Annotated in this window: 20 protein-coding genes and 1 tRNA gene; 5 read left to right on the top strand and 16 right to left on the bottom strand. The window is 56.1% G+C overall.

The annotated features are described in order from the left end of the window. Positions 1–4: 4 nt before the first annotated feature. Complete coding sequence (rfbD, locus tag MID00_RS10075) at positions 5–919, top strand: dTDP-4-dehydrorhamnose reductase (protein WP_254500269.1); 915 nt, start codon at positions 5–7, stop codon at positions 917–919. A gap of 510 nt (positions 920–1,429) precedes the next feature. Here rfbD and MID00_RS10070 read toward each other — a convergent pair. The 10 genes from MID00_RS10070 to MID00_RS10025 form a co-directional block, all read right to left on the bottom strand. After that, on the bottom strand, positions 1,430–1,852 hold the full coding sequence (locus MID00_RS10070; protein ID WP_009464130.1) for a F0F1 ATP synthase subunit epsilon: 423 nt from the start codon (positions 1,850–1,852) through the stop codon (positions 1,430–1,432). 12 nt (positions 1,853–1,864) lie between these two features. Beyond that, positions 1,865–3,286, bottom strand: a complete 1,422-nt coding sequence (gene atpD, locus MID00_RS10065) for a F0F1 ATP synthase subunit beta (RefSeq protein ID WP_003805012.1) — start codon at positions 3,284–3,286, stop codon at positions 1,865–1,867. Positions 3,287–3,330: 44 nt separating this feature from the next. Beyond that, a complete protein-coding gene (gene atpG / locus MID00_RS10060) occupies positions 3,331–4,239 on the bottom strand; it encodes a F0F1 ATP synthase subunit gamma (RefSeq protein WP_003805009.1) in 909 nt (302 codons plus the stop codon). A 94-nt stretch (positions 4,240–4,333) separates the two neighbouring features. Further along, a complete protein-coding gene (atpA, locus tag MID00_RS10055) occupies positions 4,334–5,875 on the bottom strand; it encodes a F0F1 ATP synthase subunit alpha (protein ID WP_003805007.1) in 1,542 nt (513 codons plus the stop codon). A 35-nt stretch (positions 5,876–5,910) separates the two neighbouring features. Then, a complete protein-coding gene (locus MID00_RS10050) occupies positions 5,911–6,450 on the bottom strand; it encodes a F0F1 ATP synthase subunit delta (RefSeq protein ID WP_003805005.1) in 540 nt (179 codons plus the stop codon). Positions 6,451–6,464: 14 nt separating this feature from the next. Then, positions 6,465–6,935 (bottom strand): F0F1 ATP synthase subunit B, encoded by a 471-nt coding sequence (locus tag MID00_RS10045; RefSeq protein ID WP_009464119.1) that lies wholly within the window; start codon positions 6,933–6,935, stop codon positions 6,465–6,467. Between the two features lie 154 nt (positions 6,936–7,089). Further along, positions 7,090–7,332, bottom strand: a complete 243-nt coding sequence (atpE, locus tag MID00_RS10040) for a F0F1 ATP synthase subunit C (protein ID WP_009464117.1) — start codon at positions 7,330–7,332, stop codon at positions 7,090–7,092. A 104-nt stretch (positions 7,333–7,436) separates the two neighbouring features. Next, positions 7,437–8,318 (bottom strand): F0F1 ATP synthase subunit A, encoded by an 882-nt coding sequence (gene atpB / locus MID00_RS10035; protein ID WP_009464115.1) that lies wholly within the window; start codon positions 8,316–8,318, stop codon positions 7,437–7,439. A 56-nt stretch (positions 8,319–8,374) separates the two neighbouring features. Further along, on the bottom strand, positions 8,375–8,860 hold the full coding sequence (locus MID00_RS10030) for an ATP synthase subunit I (RefSeq protein WP_021447195.1): 486 nt from the start codon (positions 8,858–8,860) through the stop codon (positions 8,375–8,377). Between the two features lie 282 nt (positions 8,861–9,142). Continuing rightward, on the bottom strand, positions 9,143–9,919 hold the full coding sequence (locus MID00_RS10025) for an enoyl-CoA hydratase (protein ID WP_009464111.1): 777 nt from the start codon (positions 9,917–9,919) through the stop codon (positions 9,143–9,145). 34 nt (positions 9,920–9,953) lie between these two features. Between MID00_RS10025 and MID00_RS10020 the strand changes: the two genes are divergently transcribed. From MID00_RS10020 to ttcA, 3 genes are read left to right on the top strand one after another with little or no spacing between them, the layout of a single operon-like run. After that, positions 9,954–11,729: a M61 family metallopeptidase gene (locus tag MID00_RS10020; RefSeq protein WP_254500268.1), complete on the top strand. Its 1,776-nt coding sequence runs from the start codon at positions 9,954–9,956 to the stop codon at positions 11,727–11,729. Positions 11,730–11,780: 51 nt separating this feature from the next. Further along, complete coding sequence (folB, locus tag MID00_RS10015) at positions 11,781–12,140, top strand: dihydroneopterin aldolase (protein ID WP_009464109.1); 360 nt, start codon at positions 11,781–11,783, stop codon at positions 12,138–12,140. Between the two features lie 57 nt (positions 12,141–12,197). Continuing rightward, complete coding sequence (gene ttcA, locus MID00_RS10010; protein ID WP_009464107.1) at positions 12,198–13,253, top strand: tRNA 2-thiocytidine(32) synthetase TtcA; 1,056 nt, start codon at positions 12,198–12,200, stop codon at positions 13,251–13,253. 158 nt (positions 13,254–13,411) lie between these two features. Here the strand turns inward: ttcA and MID00_RS10005 are convergent, their stop codons facing one another. The 5 genes from MID00_RS10005 to hemA form a co-directional block, all read right to left on the bottom strand. Beyond that, positions 13,412–13,963, bottom strand: coding sequence for a UbiX family flavin prenyltransferase (locus MID00_RS10005; RefSeq protein ID WP_031232903.1), 552 nt, complete (start codon positions 13,961–13,963; stop codon positions 13,412–13,414). Between the two features lie 26 nt (positions 13,964–13,989). After that, a complete protein-coding gene (gene grxD, locus MID00_RS10000; RefSeq protein WP_003804985.1) occupies positions 13,990–14,316 on the bottom strand; it encodes a Grx4 family monothiol glutaredoxin in 327 nt (108 codons plus the stop codon). A 21-nt stretch (positions 14,317–14,337) separates the two neighbouring features. Beyond that, positions 14,338–15,204 carry a peptide chain release factor N(5)-glutamine methyltransferase gene (gene prmC, locus MID00_RS09995; protein WP_009464102.1) on the bottom strand — a complete coding sequence of 289 codons (867 nt, stop codon included), beginning with the start codon at positions 15,202–15,204 and terminating at the stop codon, positions 14,338–14,340. A 2-nt stretch (positions 15,205–15,206) separates the two neighbouring features. Further along, a complete protein-coding gene (gene prfA, locus MID00_RS09990) occupies positions 15,207–16,286 on the bottom strand; it encodes a peptide chain release factor 1 (RefSeq protein WP_009464100.1) in 1,080 nt (359 codons plus the stop codon). 98 nt (positions 16,287–16,384) lie between these two features. After that, positions 16,385–17,659: a glutamyl-tRNA reductase gene (hemA, locus tag MID00_RS09985; RefSeq protein WP_021447198.1), complete on the bottom strand. Its 1,275-nt coding sequence runs from the start codon at positions 17,657–17,659 to the stop codon at positions 16,385–16,387. A gap of 295 nt (positions 17,660–17,954) precedes the next feature. On the opposite strand from hemA, the gene MID00_RS09980 reads away from it, so the two are divergent. Beyond that, a tRNA-Phe gene (locus MID00_RS09980) sits at positions 17,955–18,030 on the top strand. Positions 18,031–18,233: 203 nt separating this feature from the next. On the opposite strand, the gene MID00_RS09975 is transcribed toward MID00_RS09980, so the two are convergent. Then, positions 18,234–18,884 carry an RNA polymerase sigma factor gene (locus tag MID00_RS09975; protein ID WP_128831698.1) on the bottom strand — a complete coding sequence of 217 codons (651 nt, stop codon included), beginning with the start codon at positions 18,882–18,884 and terminating at the stop codon, positions 18,234–18,236. Positions 18,885–18,903 lie beyond the last annotated feature (19 nt).

Raw genomic sequence — 18,903 nt, 5'->3', positions numbered from 1 at the left:
TATTATGCCCACGCAAAAAATTCTTATCACAGGCTCACAGGGACAGCTTGGGCAATCTTTGGACTGGTTGCAAAATCAAGGTCAAACACCAGGTCAGTCGTTAATTCTAATGAGTCGAGCGGAACTTGATATTACTCGACCAGAGGCTATCGAAGCCGCACTGTCTAAACACCGACCCAACATCCTAATAAACGCTGCTGCCTACACCGCCGTGGACAAGGCCGAGTCCGAGCCGGAACAGGCGATGCAACTCAACGGATTAGCGCCCGGCCTACTAGCCCAAGCGTGCACGCTAAATGGGGTAAGGCTATTGCACGTATCCACTGACTATGTATTCGACGGCATAAAGGCGGACCCCTACCAAGAAGACGCCTCTACCCATCCAGCTAGCGAATACGGTCGCAGCAAGCGAGCCGGAGAGCTAGCGGTTCTGGACTGTGCACCAAGCGCCATTATTCTGCGCACCAGCTGGGTCTTCAGCCAATTTGGCAATAACTTCCTGAAGACAATGCTGCGCCTAGGTGCAGAGCGCGAAAACCTGAGCATCGTGGCCGACCAGACCGGCGGTCCCACCTATGCGCCACATATTGCCCGGGTGCTACTGGACCTGGCAGCACGCTCCGAAGCCCCAAGCGGAATCTACCATTTTGCCGGTGAACCCGCTGTCAGTTGGTATGACTTTGCTATAGAGATCTTCAGCCAGGCTCAAGCTTGCGGCTACTTAAGCCACATCCCGACACTAGAGCCCATCCCCACCAGTGCCTACCCTACCGCCGCCCGCCGTCCTACCAATTCAACATTACGGCAGGACATACTGGATAACGTTCTGGGACGGAAACACATACCGCGCAACTGGCGGGATGGTATTCAGGAAAGCTTGCAAATGCTGCTACAGGAAAAGAAAACCAAGAGGCAATAAAACAGAGAAATGAGATCACAACTCAGGGAGCTTGCTAGCTTGTCAACAGCCCCTCAGCGGCTAAGCTGAAGTGGTGGCGAAAAATTCGAGTGAGCAAGACCATGAATAAAAACCCCATGCCCAATGACCTGGAGTATGTTCCGTATTGCCGACGTTCCACCGACTCCCAGGTCTACCATTCTGATCGAGGATCGCGAAACACTTCTATCCGCTATACCGACCACCTAGCCGAAGTAGGCATCGAGCTATCTGTTGGCAGCCGTGGCAATAGATACAACCTTGGTTCAGCTGAAGAGCTCTATCATCGCACTCGCCCTGAAGCCATGCCGATAAATGCTGTACTGCCCCCCTCCTCGAGTCTTGAGGCAGTTCATACCGTCAGCAAACTATAGGGATAGATGATGCCCAATCGACGCTGTAGCAAAATATGAGACATGCACAACACGAATCTACCGACGCAAAAAAGCCACCCCTAAGGGTGGCTTTTTCACGGATGCTACCGACTTGAGCTTAGTGCTTGCGCGCGTTGCTCAAGCGACGTGCTGCGGCAGCTTGAGCGGCCAGCATGGCCAGCTCGGCTTCCACAACAGCAATATCGGCCTTGTCCTTGGTGTTACGCAGGGCTTCTTCCGCATGCTTGCGGGCTTCCAGCGCCTTTGCTTCATCCAGGTCTTGTGCGCGAATCGCGGTATCCGACAATACAGTGACTTTCCCAGGCTGAACCTCGAGTATGCCGCCAGCGACAAAGATATGCTCTTCGCTGCCATCGTCCATAACGATCTTCAGCGTGCCGGGACGAATCCGCGAGATCAGTGGAGTGTGACCGGGCAAAATACCCAGCTCCCCAGCCTCGCCGGGCAGTGCCACGAACTTTGCTTCACCAGCAAAGATCGATTCTTCAGCACTAACCACGTCAACATGAAGCTTAGCCATGAGTAATCCTTATTACTGAATAGTCTTGGCTTTTTCGAAAGCCTCGTCGATCGAACCGACCATGTAGAACGCCTGTTCTGGCAGTGCATCACACTCGCCGTCGACGATCATCTTGAAGCCGCGCAGGGTTTCAGCCAGTGGAACGTACTTACCAGGCGAGCCGGTAAACACTTCTGCCACGTGGAAAGGCTGAGACAGGAAGCGCTGGATCTTACGAGCGCGGGCAACAGCCTGCTTGTCTTCTGGAGACAACTCGTCCATACCCAGAATCGCGATAATGTCACGCAACTCCTTGTAGCGCTGCAGCGTTTGCTGAACACCGCGAGCCACTGCGTAGTGCTCTTCGCCCACAATTTGTGGATCCAGCTGACGGCTGGTGGAGTCCAGAGGGTCCACAGCGGGGTAAATACCCAGAGCAGCAATGTCACGCGACAACACAACGGTGGAGTCCAAGTGCAAGAAGGTCGTAGCAGGCGATGGGTCAGTCAAGTCATCGGCTGGAACGTAAACGGCCTGGATGGACGTAATCGAACCGGTCTTGGTGGAGGTAATGCGCTCTTGCAGCTTACCCATTTCCTCGGCCAGCGTAGGCTGGTAACCCACTGCGGAAGGCATACGACCCAGCAAAGCGGACACTTCGGTACCGGCTAGCGTGTAGCGGTAGATGTTGTCCACAAAGAACAGGATGTCACGGCCTTCGTCACGGAACTTCTCGGCCATGGTCAGACCGGACAGTGCCACACGCAGACGGTTGCCTGGAGGTTCGTTCATCTGACCGAACACCATGGCCACTTTGGACTCGCTCAGGTTATCCATCTGGATAACGCCAGCATCGGCCATTTCGTGGTAGAAGTCGTTACCTTCACGGGTACGCTCACCCACACCGGCAAACACGGACAGACCGCTGTGTGCCTTGGCGATGTTGTTGATCAGCTCCAGCATGTTCACGGTCTTGCCCACACCGGCACCACCGAACAGACCAACCTTACCACCCTTGGCGAACGGGCAAACCAGGTCAATCACTTTAATGCCGGTTTCCAGCAGCTCTACGGAAGGCGACAGTTCGTCGAAAGTAGGCGCAGGCTGGTGAATGGCGCGACGCTCGTCGGACTGGATAGGACCGACTTCGTCAATGGGGCGACCCAGAACGTCCATAATGCGACCCAGGGTGCCGACACCCACGGGAACGGAGATGGGAGCGCCCGAACCGGCCACTTCCATACCGCGGCGCAGGCCGTCGCTGGAACCCATGGCGATGGTGCGAACTACACCGTCACCCAATTGTTGCTGTACTTCAAAAGTCAGGCCTTTTTCTGCGAAAGCCGAACTTTCGTCAACGAGCGTCAATGCTTCGTAGACTTTAGGGATGCTGTCGCGGGGGAACTGAATATCCACCACGGCGCCGATGCACTGAACGATGGTACCGTTGCTCATGTTGAGTCCTTGCAATATAACTTTGATGGTGTGCCTTGCCGTGATTACACAGCGGCGGCACCCCCCACGATTTCAGAGATTTCTTTCGTAATCGCTGCCTGGCGGGTCTTGTTATAGACCAGCTGAAGATCGGCAATAACGGTCTTGGCGTTGTCCGAAGCGGCTTTCATCGCCACCATACGAGCAGACTGCTCGGAGGCCATGTTCTCGGCAACGGCCTGATACACCAGACCCTCTACGTAACGCAGCAACAAGTCATCAATAACCGACTTGGCATCGGGTTCGTAGATGTAATCCCAACCGTATTCGGAAGAGTTGACGCTTTCTTGCGCGACTACCTGATCACCAGCCTGGAAAGGATCTTTCAGACCGGAAGGCAGAGGCAGCAAGCGAATAAATGTTGGGTCCTGCTTCATCGTATTGACAAAGCGGCTGGTCGCCAGATAAACAGCATCAATGCGGCCTTCCACGAAGTCGTCGATCTGCACCTTGATGGCGCCAATCAGACGTTCCAGGTTAGGCGCGTCGCCCAAACCCACTTCCTGAGAAACCAGATTGGCACCAACACGCGCCAATGTTCCAGCAGCTTTACCACCCAGAGCCGTCGTCTGAACCTTAATACCCTTGTCCTCAAACTCGCGAACACGCGCAAGTACCAGACGCAGAATATTGGTGTTCAGGCCGCCACACAGACCTTTGTCCGTGCTGACAACCACGATGCCTACCGATTTGACTTCGGCAGGCTCAACCATGTAGGGGTGAGTGTAGTCGGGGTGCGCCTGCATCAGATGCGAAGCAATCTCGCGCACCTTGTCTGCATAGGGACGGCCAGCACGCATCCGCTCTTGCGCCTTGCGCATCTTGGATGCCGCCACCATCTCCATGGCTTTGGTGATCTTGGACGTGTTTTGCACGCTCTTGATCTTAGTACGAATTTCCTTGATTCCGGCCATCACACTTTCCTGTAAGGGCATTATCGGGAGCCAGACTAGGCTGTCGACTCCCGCTAATCATGACGCCGGGGTTTCCGGCGCCTGCCAACAATGATTAGAAAGCGCCGTGCTTTTTGAAGTCCTGGATGGCTGTAACCAACTCAGCCTCGTCTTCTTTAACCAGTTCCTTCTTGCTTTCGATACGCTCAACCAGGGCAGCGAACTTGCTGCGCAGGTGGTCTTTCAGGCCTTTCTCGAAAGGCAGAACCTGAGCGACTTCCAGATCGTCGAAGTAACCGTTGTTCACAGCGTACAGGCTCACGGCCAGTTCCCACACAGCCAGAGGCTGGTACTGGGGTTGCTTGAGCAGTTCGACCACCCGCTTACCACGTTCCAGCTGGCGACGGGTTGCGTCATCCAGGTCAGAAGCGAACTGAGCAAACGCAGCCAATTCACGGTACTGAGCCAAGTCGGTACGAATACCGCCGGACAGCTTCTTGATGACCTTGGTTTGAGCAGCGCCACCCACGCGGGACACCGAAATACCGGCGTTAATAGCGGGACGAACACCAGCGTTGAACAGGTCGGACTCCAGGAAGATCTGACCGTCAGTAATCGAAATCACGTTGGTTGGAACGAAAGCGGAAACGTCACCGGCTTGCGTTTCAATGATAGGCAGTGCGGTCAACGAACCGGTCTTGCCTTTCACTTCACCGTTAGTGAATTTTTCTACGTACTCGGCGTTCACACGAGCAGCGCGCTCGAGCAGACGGGAGTGCAGGTAGAACACGTCACCGGGGTAGGCTTCACGGCCTGGTGGGCGACGCAGCAACAGGGATACTTGACGGTAGGCCCAAGCTTGCTTGGTCAAGTCGTCATAAATGATCAGGGCGTCTTCGCCACGATCACGGAAGTATTCACCCATGGTGCAACCGGAGTAAGGAGCCAGGTATTGCATGGCGGCGGACTCGGAAGCCGAGGCGGCCACAACAATCGTGTACTCCAGAGCACCGTGCTCTTCGAGCTTGCGCACCACGTTGTTGATCGTGGAAGCTTTTTGGCCCACGGCAACGTAGATACATTTAACGCCATTGCCCTTTTGAGCAATGATGGTGTCCACAGCCACGGCAGTTTTACCGGTCTGACGGTCACCAATGATCAGTTCGCGCTGACCACGGCCGATTGGCACCATGGAGTCCACGGCTTTCGTGCCGGTCTGCATGGGCTGGGAGACGGACTCACGGGCGATAACGCCAGGAGCCACTTTCTCGATGACGTCAGTCATCTTGGCGTTGATCGGGCCCTTGCCGTCGATAGGCATACCCAGAGTATCAACCACACGACCCAGCAGTTCGGGGCCAACGGGTACTTCCAGAATACGGCCAGTTGTTTTAACTGCGTCGCCTTCGGAAACACCGGTGTATTCACCCAGAATCACGGCGCCGACAGAGTCGCGCTCGAGGTTAAGGGCCAGACCGAACGTGTTGTTCGGAAATTCGAGCATTTCGCCCTGCATCACATCGGACAAACCGTGGATGCGCGTAATACCGTCGGTCACGGATACGACCGTGCCTTGTGTACGAACGTCAGTCGACGCACCCAGGCCTTCGATGCGGCTCTTGAGCAGTTCGCTGATCTCGGACGGATTAAGTTGCATGTTCAGACTCCTGAAATCCTGTTTACTGACTCGCGCTATGCGGTCAGCGTATCGCGCATGCTGGCCAGCCGGGCCTGCACGGAAGTGTCGAGCACCTGGTCACCAACAATCACCCGAATACCGCCGATAAGGTCAGCGTCGACGGTCACAGTCGGTTTTAGCTTCAGGCCAAACTTTTTCTCCAGCCCAGCGGTCAGCTCAGCAACCTGAGCCTCAGCCATCGGGAAAGCACTGATAATCTGTGCCTGCGCCGTGCCTTCGAGTTGGTGTTTCAATAGATCAAACTGTTCTGCAATTTGTGGCAACAGCAAGATGCGCTGGTTATCCACCAACAATTGAAGAAAGTTGCGAGCCTTTTCGGTGACCTGTGACTTAACCAGGCCCGTAAAGAGTTCGAGTCGCTGCCCGTTATTCAGGCGCGGATCGTTCAGTGCCTCGCGCACATCGTGGAGACCGGCCACCTGAGCCATTTCGGACAACAGGGCCGACCACGATTCGAGGCCCTGGCTGTCGTCGCGTACGGCGGCGAACAGGGCTTCGGCGTAAGGTCTGGCAATAGTCGATAGTTCAGCCATGGCCTGCCTTGATGTTAAAGTTCTGCCTTGAGCTGCTCGAGCAGCTGGGCGTGCGCATTCGCGTCAACTTCGCGTCGCAAGATTTGCTCGGCACCCTTGACAGCCAAGGCAGCCACTTCGCTACGCAGACCTTCACGTACGCGTTGCACTTCCTGGTTAGCGTCTTGCTGGGCCTGCGCAATAATGCGGGCTTTTTCGGCTTCGGCTTCACGACGAGCTTGCTCCAAAAGAGCAGTCGCTTGTTTTTCAGCGTCGACAATGCGTTGATGGTTTTCGGACTTGGCCGAAGCGTCCATCAGGCTGATACGCGCTTGGGCCTGTGCCAGATCGGCCTTGCCTTTATCGGCAGCAGCCAAACCATCAGCGATTTTCTGACGACGATCATCGATTGCTTTCGTCAGTGGCGGCCATACGAATTTCATCGTAAACCAGGCCAAAACGAAAAACACGATCATCTGAAAAAAGAGAGTCGCGTTTAAATTCACGGTCGTATCCCTTCAATACCACGTGTGTAGGAAGCGGTATGCGTCCTGACACATGTATGTTCAAGTCGACAAGCGGTGCATGATCAAACCGAGCAACACACCGCTAACGACGACTGCCTGCCCGTCTGCCAAAAGCGGCAACGGACTCGCCTTATTACCCAACGAATGGGTTGGCGAATGCAAACAACATGGCGATACCGACACCGATCAGGAAAGCAGCATCGATCAGACCGGCCAACAGGAACATCTTGGTTTGCAGAGCGTTCATCAGTTCAGGCTGACGAGCCGATGCTTCCAGATATTTACCACCCATCAGGGCGATACCAATGCAAGCGCCAAAAGCGCCCAGACCGATGATGATACCGCAAGCAAGAGCAACGAGAGCTACGTTGGTCATGACAACTCCTTGGTTAAAAATCAGGTGTAATTCAAAAAAATCAAAGCGTTAGCAGGCCAGGCCTGCTCCCCCCAACCAGACACCATTGTCCAGTCGGAATCGGATTAATGGCCTTCGTGTGCTTGTCCAATATAGACAAGGGTGAGCATCATGAAGATGAACGCCTGGAGCAACACAATCAGAATGTGGAAGATTGCCCACACAGAACCGGCCAGAATGTGACCGATACCCAGTCCCAGGCTGGCGCCATTAAACCCTGTCCATGCGCCACCCAGCAGAGCGATCAACATGAAAACCAGTTCACCGGCAAACATATTGCCGAACAACCGCATGCCCAAGGACACGGACTTGGCCGCGTATTCGATGCAGTTCAGCAAGAAGTTGAAAGGTGCCAGCACAACAGCCATCAGGCCTGTGGCAGTGAACGGTGCAGTAAACAGCTCTTTGACGAAGCCGCCGGGGTGCTTGATCTTGATGCCGTAGTAGAACATCAGCAGCAGCACGCCCATGGACATGCCCATAGGCACGTTCAAGTCAGCGGTTGGCAAAATACGGTGGTAGTACAGAGGGTCGCCATGTTCGGCGGCCAGACCGGTCTGGATGAAGATCCAGCCCAGACCATCAACGGGCAGCAAGTCCAGCACGTTCATCATGACGATCCACAGGAACACGGTCAGCGCCAGGGGCGAGACGAACTTCCGGGACTCAGCGTTAGGAACGATGGATTTGGCCTGGTCTTCAACCCAATCGACCAGCATTTCTACAAAAGACTGCAAGCGGCCTGGTACGCCGGCTGTTGCGGCCGAAGCGGCGCGCCACAGAAAGAAAACCACAACCAGACCCATCAGCAGGGACCAGAACATGGAGTCGTAGTTAATGACACCGAAGTTGGCCAGAACATCCTGTTTTTCACCCAAGTTGTTCAAGTGAACCAAGTGATGCTGGATGTACCCTGACTGAGGCGAAATATCACTAGCAGCAGCCATCTGTATTTACCCTGTGATGTATACGTTATGGGACGAGCCCGTGAAACAAAAATTCGTTATGGCAGCTTGCGGAAAAACAGCAGCAGCACATATCCCTTCAAGACACACAGCAGGCCAAAGAGCAAGGCAGGCCAAACTAACCAGCCCGTGTTTGCCATGGCAGCCGTTGCCAGTGTCAATACCGCAAAACCGAGTTTGAACGCCTCCCCCCAGAAGAAGGAAAGCGCCCCGGCGTTGCCGCCGCCCATCAAACCCAGCAAAAGACGCAATGCGAACAATGCGTTAGGCACAAAATAAGCAGCCGCACCAATCAGTGCTGAGGCTGCTGCATATGCGCCGGAAATCCATGCCGACAGGCCAATTGCCACCAGACCCATAAAAGCCTGGGCAACAAGTGCGCGCACAATTCCTTGCCCTGCCCGGCGAGCCATGCGGCTACGTTGCTCGGGCGTAAGTACTACGGGTTCCGGAAATGGTGGCTTGTCCCCTGCTGCCTGCACCGTGGCTGTGGTGCCTGTCTGCTGATAAATCGGCTGATTCATAGTAGGAAACAATCAGATAACGTTGTGTGGGTGGATGTACTGCAAAGGCCTTGGCCAATCCATCCGCGCAATATTATCGGCCCCTTTCAAAAGCCGGTGTCGTCAAACCCATAAAGTATAGCGTCTTTTTTTTGTTGTAAGCAAATTCAGCCTTGCTTGTTTGATACTTAATGCAAGGCTGATTTACGCAATCTCAATGGCATCAAGGGGTAAGCTTATTTTGTAACATTGCAGTGCAGCAATTTTACAACACACCCCTTGTTTTATCAGCGATTGAGAAACTTAGCGGTGCTTGAACTCGGGCTTGCGCTTCTCGACAAAGGCACGCATGCCTTCCTTCTGATCCTCTGTGGCAAACAAGCCATGGAAGTTGCGGCGCTCGAACAGCAGACCTTCTTCCAGCGACGATTCAAAAGCACGGTTCACGCACTCCTTGGCCATCAGGACAGACGGCAGGGACATGCTGGAAATAACCGTGGCGGCGTCCAATGCCTCTTCAATCAGCTTGTCGGCAGGCACCACGCGCGACACCAGACCAGAGCGCTCGGCCTCTTCGGCATTCATCATGCGCGAAGTCAGGATCAGATCCATGGCCTTGGCCTTGCCCACGGCGCGGGGCAGACGCTGCGTACCACCGAAACCGGGGATGACGCCCAGCTTGATTTCTGGCTGACCGAAACGAGCCGAATCAGCGGCAATGATGAAGTCGCACAGCATGGCCAGTTCGCAGCCACCGCCCAAGGCATAGCCAGCGACGGCGGCAATAATGGGCTTGCGGAAACGGCGCAGTTCTTCCCACTGGCCACCCAGATAGTCCTGGGAGCTGACATCGTGGTAATTCCAGTCTTTCATGGCGCCGATATCGGCACCGGCGGCAAAGGCTTTTTCGTTACCGGTCAGCACGATACAACCGATTTCGTTGTCGGCATCGTATTTCTTTAACAGGGCATACAACTCGGCGATCAGCTCGTTATTGAGCGCATTCAAAGCCTTGGGCCGATTTAATGTCAATAAAGCAACACGACCATGCACCTCTGCTTTGACTAAGGGTTCGTTCATGCTGACTCCCAGAAAAATTAAATAGAATAGGGGAATGGAACCTACACCCGTACTTTACCGTGCCGAGCCGACAGATCTCGCCGGCCACCGCCTGACTGTCCAGATACAGATCACTTCCCCCCAAACAGATGGCCAGATCTTGAGCCTTCCGGCCTGGATCCCTGGCAGCTACCTGATCCGCGACTTCTCGCGTCAGATCGAAAGCATAGCCGCCTTCTCCGGCGAAAAGCCGGTTTCCATCCGCAAGCTGGACAACCATCGCTGGCAGTGCGAACCCTGCGAGGGCCCCTTGAGCATTCAGTACCAGGTCTATGCCTGGGACCTGTCCGTACGAGGCGCGCATATTGATCAGACCCATGCTTTCTTTAATGGCACCAGCGCCCTGCTGGCCGTTGAGGGCCAGACTGAACAGCCTTGCCTGCTGGAACTGGTGTCCAACGAGGACATGGAAGACTGGCAGGTTTACACCAGCCTGCCCGAGGCCACCGGCATTCCAGGCGCGGCAGAGCGCTATGGTTTTGGCCTGTACCGCGCCAGCAATTACGACGAGTTGATCGACCACCCCATTGAAATGGGCACTCCCCAGGTCATCAGCTTCTTTGCCCACGGCGCTGAACACGAACTGGTCTTTACTGGCGTCATCCCGAACCTGGACCTGCCCCGCATTGCCCGTGACGTAGAGAAAATCTGTGCCGAGCAAATCGCCTTTTTCGAACCTGAAACCCGTCGCGCGCCCTTCCTGGATTGCAGCTCGCGCTACGTGTTCATGACCATGGTGACCGATGACGGTTACGGCGGACTGGAGCATCGCGCCTCGACCGCCCTGATGGCTTCGCGTCGAGACCTGCCTACTCAGGGCCAGGACAAATCGGTGAAAAGCGCGGGCTACCAGACCTTTTTGGGCCTGGTCAGCCATGAGTACTTCCATACCTGGAACGTCAAACGCATCAAGCCCGCCGTCTTCGCACCCTACGACCTGAGCCGTGAAAACCACACCCGCTTGCTATGGGTGTTTGAAGGCTTCACCTCGTACTACGACGATTTGATGCTGCTGCGCTCGGGCGTGCTGAGCGAAGCCGACTACCTGAAGCTGCTGGCCAAGAACATCAATGCCGTTGAGCGTGGCCCCGGGCGCTTCAAGCAGTCCGCCGCACAAAGCTCTTTTGACGCCTGGACGCGCTATTACAAGCAGGACGAGAACTCCCCCAACGCACTGGTCAGCTATTACAGCAAGGGCGCACTGATCGCCCTGGGCCTGGACCTGTGCATTCGCAGCCATACCCAGCAGGCCAAGGGGTTGGACGATGTGATGCTCTTGATGTGGGAACGCTATGGGCGCGACTTCTATCAAGGCAAGCCTCGCGGCATCCCAGAGGACGCCATGCCAGCGCTGATTCTGGAGGCAACTGGCTATGACGCCACAGACTTCATTGCCCGCTATGTGGAAGGCTGCGAGGACCTGCCCCTGAAGCCCTGGCTGGCCGAACAAGGCCTGAAGCTGGAATGGCAAGCCTCCTCCAAGCTGCCCAGTCTGAACGCCCGCTTGCGCCAAAGCGCAGGCCAATGCCAACTGGCCACGGTATTTACTGATGGCGCAGCACATCAAGCCGGGCTGTCTGCCGGTGATGCCCTGGTCGCTATTGACGGCTTGCGTGTCAGTGACACCGCCAGCCTGGAGCGCCTGCTGGCAGCCTATGAACCCGGCCAGACCGTACAAGTTCACGCCTTCCGCCGCGATGAACTACACTGCTTCACGCTACAACTGGCGCGCCCTGCTCTGGACGAATGCGTCCTGAGCCGCCTGTCCTGATCTTCTTTCCAGGCCCGCCAACCATGGCGGGCCTGCTACTTTGTTTTTGCCATGACTACACGCCGTATATTCATCAACAATCTGGTGGTGCAAGCCTCTATCGGCATGCTGGACCACGAACTGGTTCACCGCCAGCCCCTGCATATTGATGCCGAATTCGACACCACCATTACGCAGGACGTTCAGGACGAGGACATCGGGACCGTGTTGGACTACCGTCAGCTGCGCGAGGCACTGATCGACGTCAGCACCACGGAACACACGAATCTGCTGGAAACACTGGTAGAGCGCTTGGCTGAGCGCATCCAGAATGATTTCCCGACCGTGGAACGCGTTAAAATCCGCGCCAGCAAACCCGAGGCCTTTGCCGACTGTGATGCCGTCGGCATCGAGATTGAACGCAGCCGCTAAAGCCCCCTGCCCCGCCTCTGGCTGGGGCTACGACGACACTTCTTTCCGCTTTTCCTTATGTCCCAAGACACCAGCACCCTCCCTCCTTCCGAAACCGAGACTCCCGTGTTTGCCAGCAAAGCTGAACGCAAGCAGCGCGTCAATGACAACAAGCTGAGCAAACGCATCATGCGTGAGGTGGGCCGCGCCATCGGTGACTTCAACATGATCGAGGAAGGCGACAAGATCATGGTCTGCCTGTCTGGCGGCAAGGATTCCTACGGCCTGCTGGACGTGCTGATGACTTTGCAAAAGCGCGCTCCGATCAAGTTCGACATCGTGGCCGTGAACCTGGACCAGAAACAGCCCGGTTTCCCTGACCACATCCTGCCCGAGTATCTGGAAAAGCTGGGCGTGCCCTATCACATCGAAACTCAGGACACGTACTCGGTGGTGACGCGCGTGATTGCCGAAGGCAAGACCATGTGCTCGCTGTGCTCGCGTTTGCGTCGCGGCATCTTGTACCGTGTCGCCAAGGAACTGGGTGCCACCAAGATCGCCCTAGGCCATCATCGAGATGACATTCTGGCTACCTTCTTCCTGAACCTGTTTTACGGTGGCCGCATGAAAGGCATGCCACCCAAGCTGATGTCGGACAATGGCGAACACATCGTGATCCGCCCTCTGGCCTATGTACCCGAGAAGGACCTGATCGCCTACGCCAAGCTGAAAGAATTCCCCATCATCCCCTGTAACTTGTGCGGTTCGCAGGAAAACCTGAAGCGCCAGGAGATCAACCGCATGATTGCGGAATGGGACAAGAAATTCCCGCACCGTTCCTGGAACGTGTTTGGAGCTCTGACACGCGTGGTGCCTTCGCACCTGATGGACCCCAAGCTGCATAACTTTGCAGACCTGAAGGTCACAGGCCAGGCCGATCCGGAAGGCGATAAAGGCTTTGATCAGGATTATTTTGACGATCACCTGCCCGAAAGCTTGCTGGCCGCAGGCTTTGAGGAAGATAACGACGACGCTACTCCGGGCGTGCGTCAGGATGCCTTCACACCTGCTCAGCCTGCCGCTTCCGGTGAACAGCAGATTGTGTTCATGAGCAAGCGTCGTTCCGGCCAATAAACATGACACGCGGCTTAGCGTAGCGCTTGCCGCCTGCAAATACACAAGCGACAGACAATAAAAAGCCCCGATATAAACCGCTAGTGTCTGGAATGATATCCAGATTGTGGAGGTTTATATCGGGGCTTTTTTTGCGCCCGCTGAACGACTATCAGGCCTTAGCTCGGTTTTTGCGAACCATCCCAGCGTTCACCGGACACCTGAATATCGAACAATTCCAACACCCGCATCACCGTGTGATCGACAATATCATCGATGTTTTTGGGTCGCAGGTAAAACGCGGGCATAGGCGGGAAGATGATCCCGCCCATCTCCGTCACGGCCGTCATATTGCGCAAATGCGCCAGATTGAATGGCGTTTCACGCACCATCATCACCAAACGACGACGCTCTTTCAAGGTAACGTCGGCAGCCCGGGTAATCAGGTTGTCAGACAAACCATGCGCCACGGCGGCCAGCGTACGCATCGAGCACGGCACAATCACCATGCCCGCCGTAGGAAAACTGCCACTGGCCAAGGTTGCACCCACATCGCGGAAGCTGTGCACCTGATCGGCCAGAGCCTGAATCTCGTGCCTGCCGATATCCAGCTCATATTTGATGTTCAGCACCCCGGAGGGCGAGATCACCAAATGAGTTTCCACATCCGGACAGGACTGCAGCACTTGCAGCAGGCGCACGGTGTAGACCGCCCCGGTGGCCCCGGTCATGCCGATGACCAGGCGTCGCTTGGTGCTCACTCCAGAGCCCCAGCCTCGCGCAGCATGGTTTCCAGTTCGCCGTTTTCGTACATTTCAGACACGATGTCCGAACCGCCGACGAATTCGCCCTTGATGTACAGCTGGGGGATGGTGGGCCAGTTGGAGAAGTCCTTGATGCCCTGACGCACTTCGGCGTCGTCCAGCACGTTGACCACAACCACCTGGCTCAGGCCAACAGCGCGCAGAATCTGCACGGTGCGTGCGGAGAAACCACACTGAGGAGCTTGAGCTGTGCCCTTCATAAACAGCACAACGGGGTTTTCCGTTACGGTTTCGCGGATGAAATCTTGAACTTCACTCATGATGTTCTCTTAAGAAAAGAATTAACACTGTCCACCTGTGACCCGCCGGATTCCTGCCAGATCCTCATAACTGATGACCTGTTTGAACCCTGCCTGCCGCAGCATATTTTGCACATGGTCGGCCTGATCCCAGCCGTGCTCCATGAGAAGACTAGCACCAGGACGCAGATACGGCCCGGCTCCCTGAACTATTGTACGCAAATCCGTCAAGCCGTCAGAGCCATCGGTCAGTGCCTGACGCGGCTCGAACCGCACATCGCCCTGCGCCAGATGTTCATCATCCACTGCAATGTATGGAGGGTTGGACACGATCAGGTCAAAAGGTTCCTGGCCTGCCACGGCATCGTACCAACTCCCCAGGCAAAACTCGACTTTCCCACACAAACGCTGAGCATTTAAGCCCGCCTGCGCCAATACCAGTGTGCTGATGTCACTGGCGACCACATGGGCATCAGGACGTGCCAGCGCCAGAGAAACCGCAATGGCGCCGCTGCCACAGCCCATATCCAGAATGCGGGGAGATTGGATGTTCTGCACACGCTCCAAGGCACGCTCAACCAGGGTTTCGGTATCCGGGCGAGGAATCAGCACCGAGGGCGACACCAGAAACTCATGGCCCATGAATTCCCGCACACCGACGATATACGCCATGGGCTCGCCCGCCACACGGCGGGCTTCCAGAGCTTGATAGGCTTGGATCTTGTCCAGCGGCAACTCGTCCGTGTCGTGCGCAATCAGCCAGGAACGACCGACGCCCAGCACCTGCATCCACAGCATGTCGCGCTCCAGGCGCGGCAAGGGACTTAACGGCTGCAAGGCTCGCAAGGTACGGGGATAGTCGGCAGGCGTGGCCATTGAGGACACGGCCTGCTCACCGGATAGGTTCATGCTCACGCCTGCGCCAGATCAGCCAGCAAACCGGCCTGATGCTCGGACAGCAAGGCCTTGATCAGCTCGTCCAGATCGCCGTCCATGATGTAGCCCAGCTTGTACAAGGTCAGATTGATACGGTGATCCGTCATGCGGCCTTGCGGGAAGTTGTAGGTACGGATGCGCTCGGAGCGGTCTCCCGTACCGACCAGGCTTTTACGCTCGGCGGCTTCTTTGTCAGATTGCTCACGCTGCTGCTTGTCTTTCAGACGAGCGGCCAGCACCTGCAAGGCCTTTTCGCGGTTACGGTGCTGGGAACGGTCGTCCTGACACTCCACCACCAAACCTGTAGGCAAGTGAGTCAGACGAACGGCAGAGTCCGTCTTGTTCACGTGCTGACCCCCGGCACCACTGGCGCGGAAGGTGTCCACACGCAAATCAGCAGGATTGATGGTGATTTCAGCCAGGCCTTCGGCTTCGGGCAACACGGCCACGGTACACGTAGAGGTATGGATGCGACCCTGGGCTTCAGTCTCAGGCACACGCTGCACACGGTGCGCACCGGACTCGAACTTCAGACGCCCGTACACATCCTGGCCTTCAATTCGAACGATCACTTCCTTGTAACCACCCACTTCCGAATCGCTGGCAGACATGATCTCCGTACGCCAGCCGCAGTTTTCAGCATAGCGCATGTACATGCGCAGCAAATCCCCGGCAAACAAAGCGCTTTCGTCCCCACCGGCACCGGCGCGGATTTCAATGAACACGTTACGGGTGTCGTCCGGGTCGCGCGGCAGGAGCAGGATTTGCAGTTCATCCTCCAGTTGAGCGATACGTTCCTTGCCCAACTTGTATTCTTCTTCGCCCATTTCCTTCAATTCAGGGTCGGACATCATGTCCTGGGCCGCTTGCAGATCCCCTTCGGCAGCCTCATAGCTTTTGAAGGCTGCTACAACAGGGTCCAGCTCGGAGCGCTCGCGCGACAGTTTGCGAAACTCGTCCATATTGCTGGCAATTTCAGGCTCGGCAAGCATGGCATCAACTTCATGCAGACGGCGAGCCAATTGCTCAAGCCGACTGCGCATAGAGTCTTTCATAGGGAACAGCCTAAAGGGAAAATCAGAGGGTCTGGGCGCAGTTCAAAGCTATCGGGCTGCACCGCAGGAGAGTCGGTGAACAGACAACAGCCCAAACGCTAACGTCGACGGGTGGTCGAGGGCAACAGACGAGGCAGCAGATTCAACAATTGCTCGCGCTCGGAACCCTCACTGCGCGTCAATTCAGCCATCGGGCCGTGCATGTACTTTTGAGTCAGGCCATGCGCCAGCATTTCGATGACTTCTGCTGGATCATCGCCACGGGCCAACATGCGGCGCGCGCGCTCCAGCTCGTGTTGACGTACTTTTTCGACCGACTGCTGCACATCCAGAATGGCCGGCACAATCGCACGGGTACTCAGCCAGTGCATGTAATGCTGCACCTGGGTGTCAATAATGGCTTCAGCCTGCACCACAGCGGCCTGACGGGCATCGGCACCCCGTTGTACAAAGCGGCCCAGATCATCGACGGTATACAGGTACACGTCGTCCAGGCGACCTACTTCGGTTTCAATATCGCGTGGCACGGCCAGATCAACCATGACCACAGGGCGGTGACGACGCGAACGCACAGCTCGTTCCACCATACCCAGACCCAGAATGGGCAAGGTACTGGCCGTACAGGACACCACCACGTCAAAATCTGCCAGACGATCAGGCACATCAGCCAGCTTCATGGTGCTGGCCATGAAGCGCGAGGCCAGGCTTTCAGCCCGTTCCTGAGTACGGTTGGCGACCACGATGCTACAGGGGTTCACTGCCGCAAAGTGCGTGGCACACAGCTCGATCATTTCCCCAGCACCAATAAACAGCACTTTGGCCTGGCTCAGGTCACCAAACACACGCTCGGCCAAACGGACAGCCGCGGCAGCCATGGACACCGAATGGGCGCCAATAGCGGTTTGCGTACGGACTTCCTTGGCCACCGAGAAGGTGCGCTGGAACAATTGATGCAACAAGGTGCCCAGCGAGCCGGCCTCGTTGGCGGCACGCACGGCATCTTTCATCTGACCCAGAATCTGGGGCTCACCCAAGACCATGGAGTCCAGACCGCTGGCAACACGGAACGCATGGCGCACGGCCTCGTTCTGGTTGTAGCGGTACAGATGGGGGGTCAGCTCGGCAGAGCGCAGACTGTTGAAGTCTGCCATCCATTCGGGCAGACGCTCAGCCACATGGGGCTCGGCCGCACAGTAGATCTCGGTACGATTACAGGTAGACAGAATGGCTGCTTCACGGACACCGGTGCCGAACGTGGCACGCAAGGTATCAAGCGCAGGCTTTAACACATCGATCGGAAACGCAACGCGCTCGCGCACGGCAACGGGCGCGGACACATGATTCAGACCGAAGGTTAGAACATCTACAGACATGAGCAGTACAGGCTATAGCCCTGAAAAGACCAAGACTGGCAATTTTGCAAAGGCAAAACGCATGAAATTTAAGTGATTTTACGCCGCAAGCCGCAATTTTGCCAAAAATGTTACTTGAATTGCCCTTTTGTGATTACAATTGCACTCCTTTATGCAGCCCTCTTTTCGCTGAAAAGGGCCTCCCCCTAGGGGTACGGCAAATTTGAAGTCGAAAAGATGCATAAATTTTTTGTTGTACTATGCGCACAAATTAAAAAACGTGGTATAGTTCTATTTTTACCGAGCAGTACACGTTGGCCTGGTAGCTCAGTCGGTAGAGCAGAGGATTGAAAATCCTTGTGTCGGTGGTTCGATTCCGCCCCAGGCCACCAAGAATTCAAGCAAAAAGCCCAGTCAAACGACTGGGCTTTTTGTTTTTCTACTTGCCAGATGCGCATCAAACAGCCAGAGCAACTGGATTACCCATATGCGCATGGCTCAAGCGAACACCTCTTTGCTGGGCCAATATCGAGATTCTCGATATAACGGAAGTATCGATAATCTCGATACTTGCTGTTCCAGCCCCCCGTCGCCCTCAAAACCCCACCGGCTCCGCCATCCAGCCAAACCCGGCCGTCATGGTCGGTGGTGGTTTCAGACAGGAATTGCGCCCCTGCCGCAGTTCTGTCCAGTTTCCAAGCAAGGCCTGTTCGCAATGCGCCTCTGCCCGGCGCAGCTCGTTGCGTGCCTTGCTGGTGGTGACGCCGAAGCGTTCGGCCACCACACTCAGGCTCTGTTCTTCCAGCCGGGCCGCCAGAAAGATGGCGCGACGTTGGCGGGGCAGCAGCTCGATGGCGTAGATCAGGACGGACAGCAAAGATCGGCCGATCAGGCTGGACTCTGGCCCCGGCATGGGGGAAATCTGCTGATGCTCTTCCAGTTCCTCCAGGGGCACCAGCGTCCCTCTGCCGGACTCGGCTCGCCATTCATCGATCGCCAGATTGCTGGCCATACGCAGTAAATACAGGCGGGGGTTGGCGACCGGCCCGATCTCCCGGCTGCCATGCAGACGCAGCCAGGTGTCGTGCAAGGCATCCGCTGCGCGGTCGCGGCAGCGCAGGCGGATGGTCAATTGACGCAGCAGCTCTTCGTAGTGCACCTTCAGATACAAGCACAGTGAATACTGCGGCGTCACACACTCTTCATTACGCTTGCGTGTAGGCAAGGGCAGGCAAGTGGACAGCATGATCAGATCTCCCAGGCTC

Source organism: Alcaligenes sp. NLF5-7, from assembly GCF_024266725.1.
GTDB classification, from domain to species: domain Bacteria; phylum Pseudomonadota; class Gammaproteobacteria; order Burkholderiales; family Burkholderiaceae_B; genus Alcaligenes; species Alcaligenes phenolicus.
This window is presented reverse-complemented; position numbering and strand designations above follow the sequence as displayed.

Coding starts and splice junctions, on each gene's coding strand:
- MID00_RS10070 (WP_009464130.1), bottom strand. CDS start 1,852: ATGGCTAAGCTTCATGTTGACGTGGTTAGTGCTGAAGAATCGATCTTT.
- prfA (WP_009464100.1), bottom strand. CDS start 16,286: ATGAAAGACTCTATGCGCAGTCGGCTTGAGCAATTGGCTCGCCGTCTG.
- hemA (WP_021447198.1), bottom strand. CDS start 17,659: ATGTCTGTAGATGTTCTAACCTTCGGTCTGAATCATGTGTCCGCGCCC.
- MID00_RS10005 (WP_031232903.1), bottom strand. CDS start 13,963: ATGACCGGGGCCACCGGGGCGGTCTACACCGTGCGCCTGCTGCAAGTG.
- atpE (WP_009464117.1), bottom strand. CDS start 7,332: ATGACCAACGTAGCTCTCGTTGCTCTTGCTTGCGGTATCATCATCGGT.
- MID00_RS10025 (WP_009464111.1), bottom strand. CDS start 9,919: ATGAACGAACCCTTAGTCAAAGCAGAGGTGCATGGTCGTGTTGCTTTA.
- atpD (WP_003805012.1), bottom strand. CDS start 3,286: ATGAGCAACGGTACCATCGTTCAGTGCATCGGCGCCGTGGTGGATATT.
- ttcA (WP_009464107.1), top strand. CDS start 12,198: ATGTCCCAAGACACCAGCACCCTCCCTCCTTCCGAAACCGAGACTCCC.
- rfbD (WP_254500269.1), top strand. CDS start 5: ATGCCCACGCAAAAAATTCTTATCACAGGCTCACAGGGACAGCTTGGG.
- atpA (WP_003805007.1), bottom strand. CDS start 5,875: ATGCAACTTAATCCGTCCGAGATCAGCGAACTGCTCAAGAGCCGCATC.
- folB (WP_009464109.1), top strand. CDS start 11,781: ATGACTACACGCCGTATATTCATCAACAATCTGGTGGTGCAAGCCTCT.
- grxD (WP_003804985.1), bottom strand. CDS start 14,316: ATGAGTGAAGTTCAAGATTTCATCCGCGAAACCGTAACGGAAAACCCC.
- MID00_RS10030 (WP_021447195.1), bottom strand. CDS start 8,860: ATGAATCAGCCGATTTATCAGCAGACAGGCACCACAGCCACGGTGCAG.
- MID00_RS10050 (WP_003805005.1), bottom strand. CDS start 6,450: ATGGCTGAACTATCGACTATTGCCAGACCTTACGCCGAAGCCCTGTTC.
- MID00_RS09975 (WP_128831698.1), bottom strand. CDS start 18,884: ATGCTGTCCACTTGCCTGCCCTTGCCTACACGCAAGCGTAATGAAGAG.
- atpG (WP_003805009.1), bottom strand. CDS start 4,239: ATGGCCGGAATCAAGGAAATTCGTACTAAGATCAAGAGCGTGCAAAAC.
- prmC (WP_009464102.1), bottom strand. CDS start 15,204: ATGAACCTATCCGGTGAGCAGGCCGTGTCCTCAATGGCCACGCCTGCC.
- MID00_RS10020 (WP_254500268.1), top strand. CDS start 9,954: ATGGAACCTACACCCGTACTTTACCGTGCCGAGCCGACAGATCTCGCC.
- atpB (WP_009464115.1), bottom strand. CDS start 8,318: ATGGCTGCTGCTAGTGATATTTCGCCTCAGTCAGGGTACATCCAGCAT.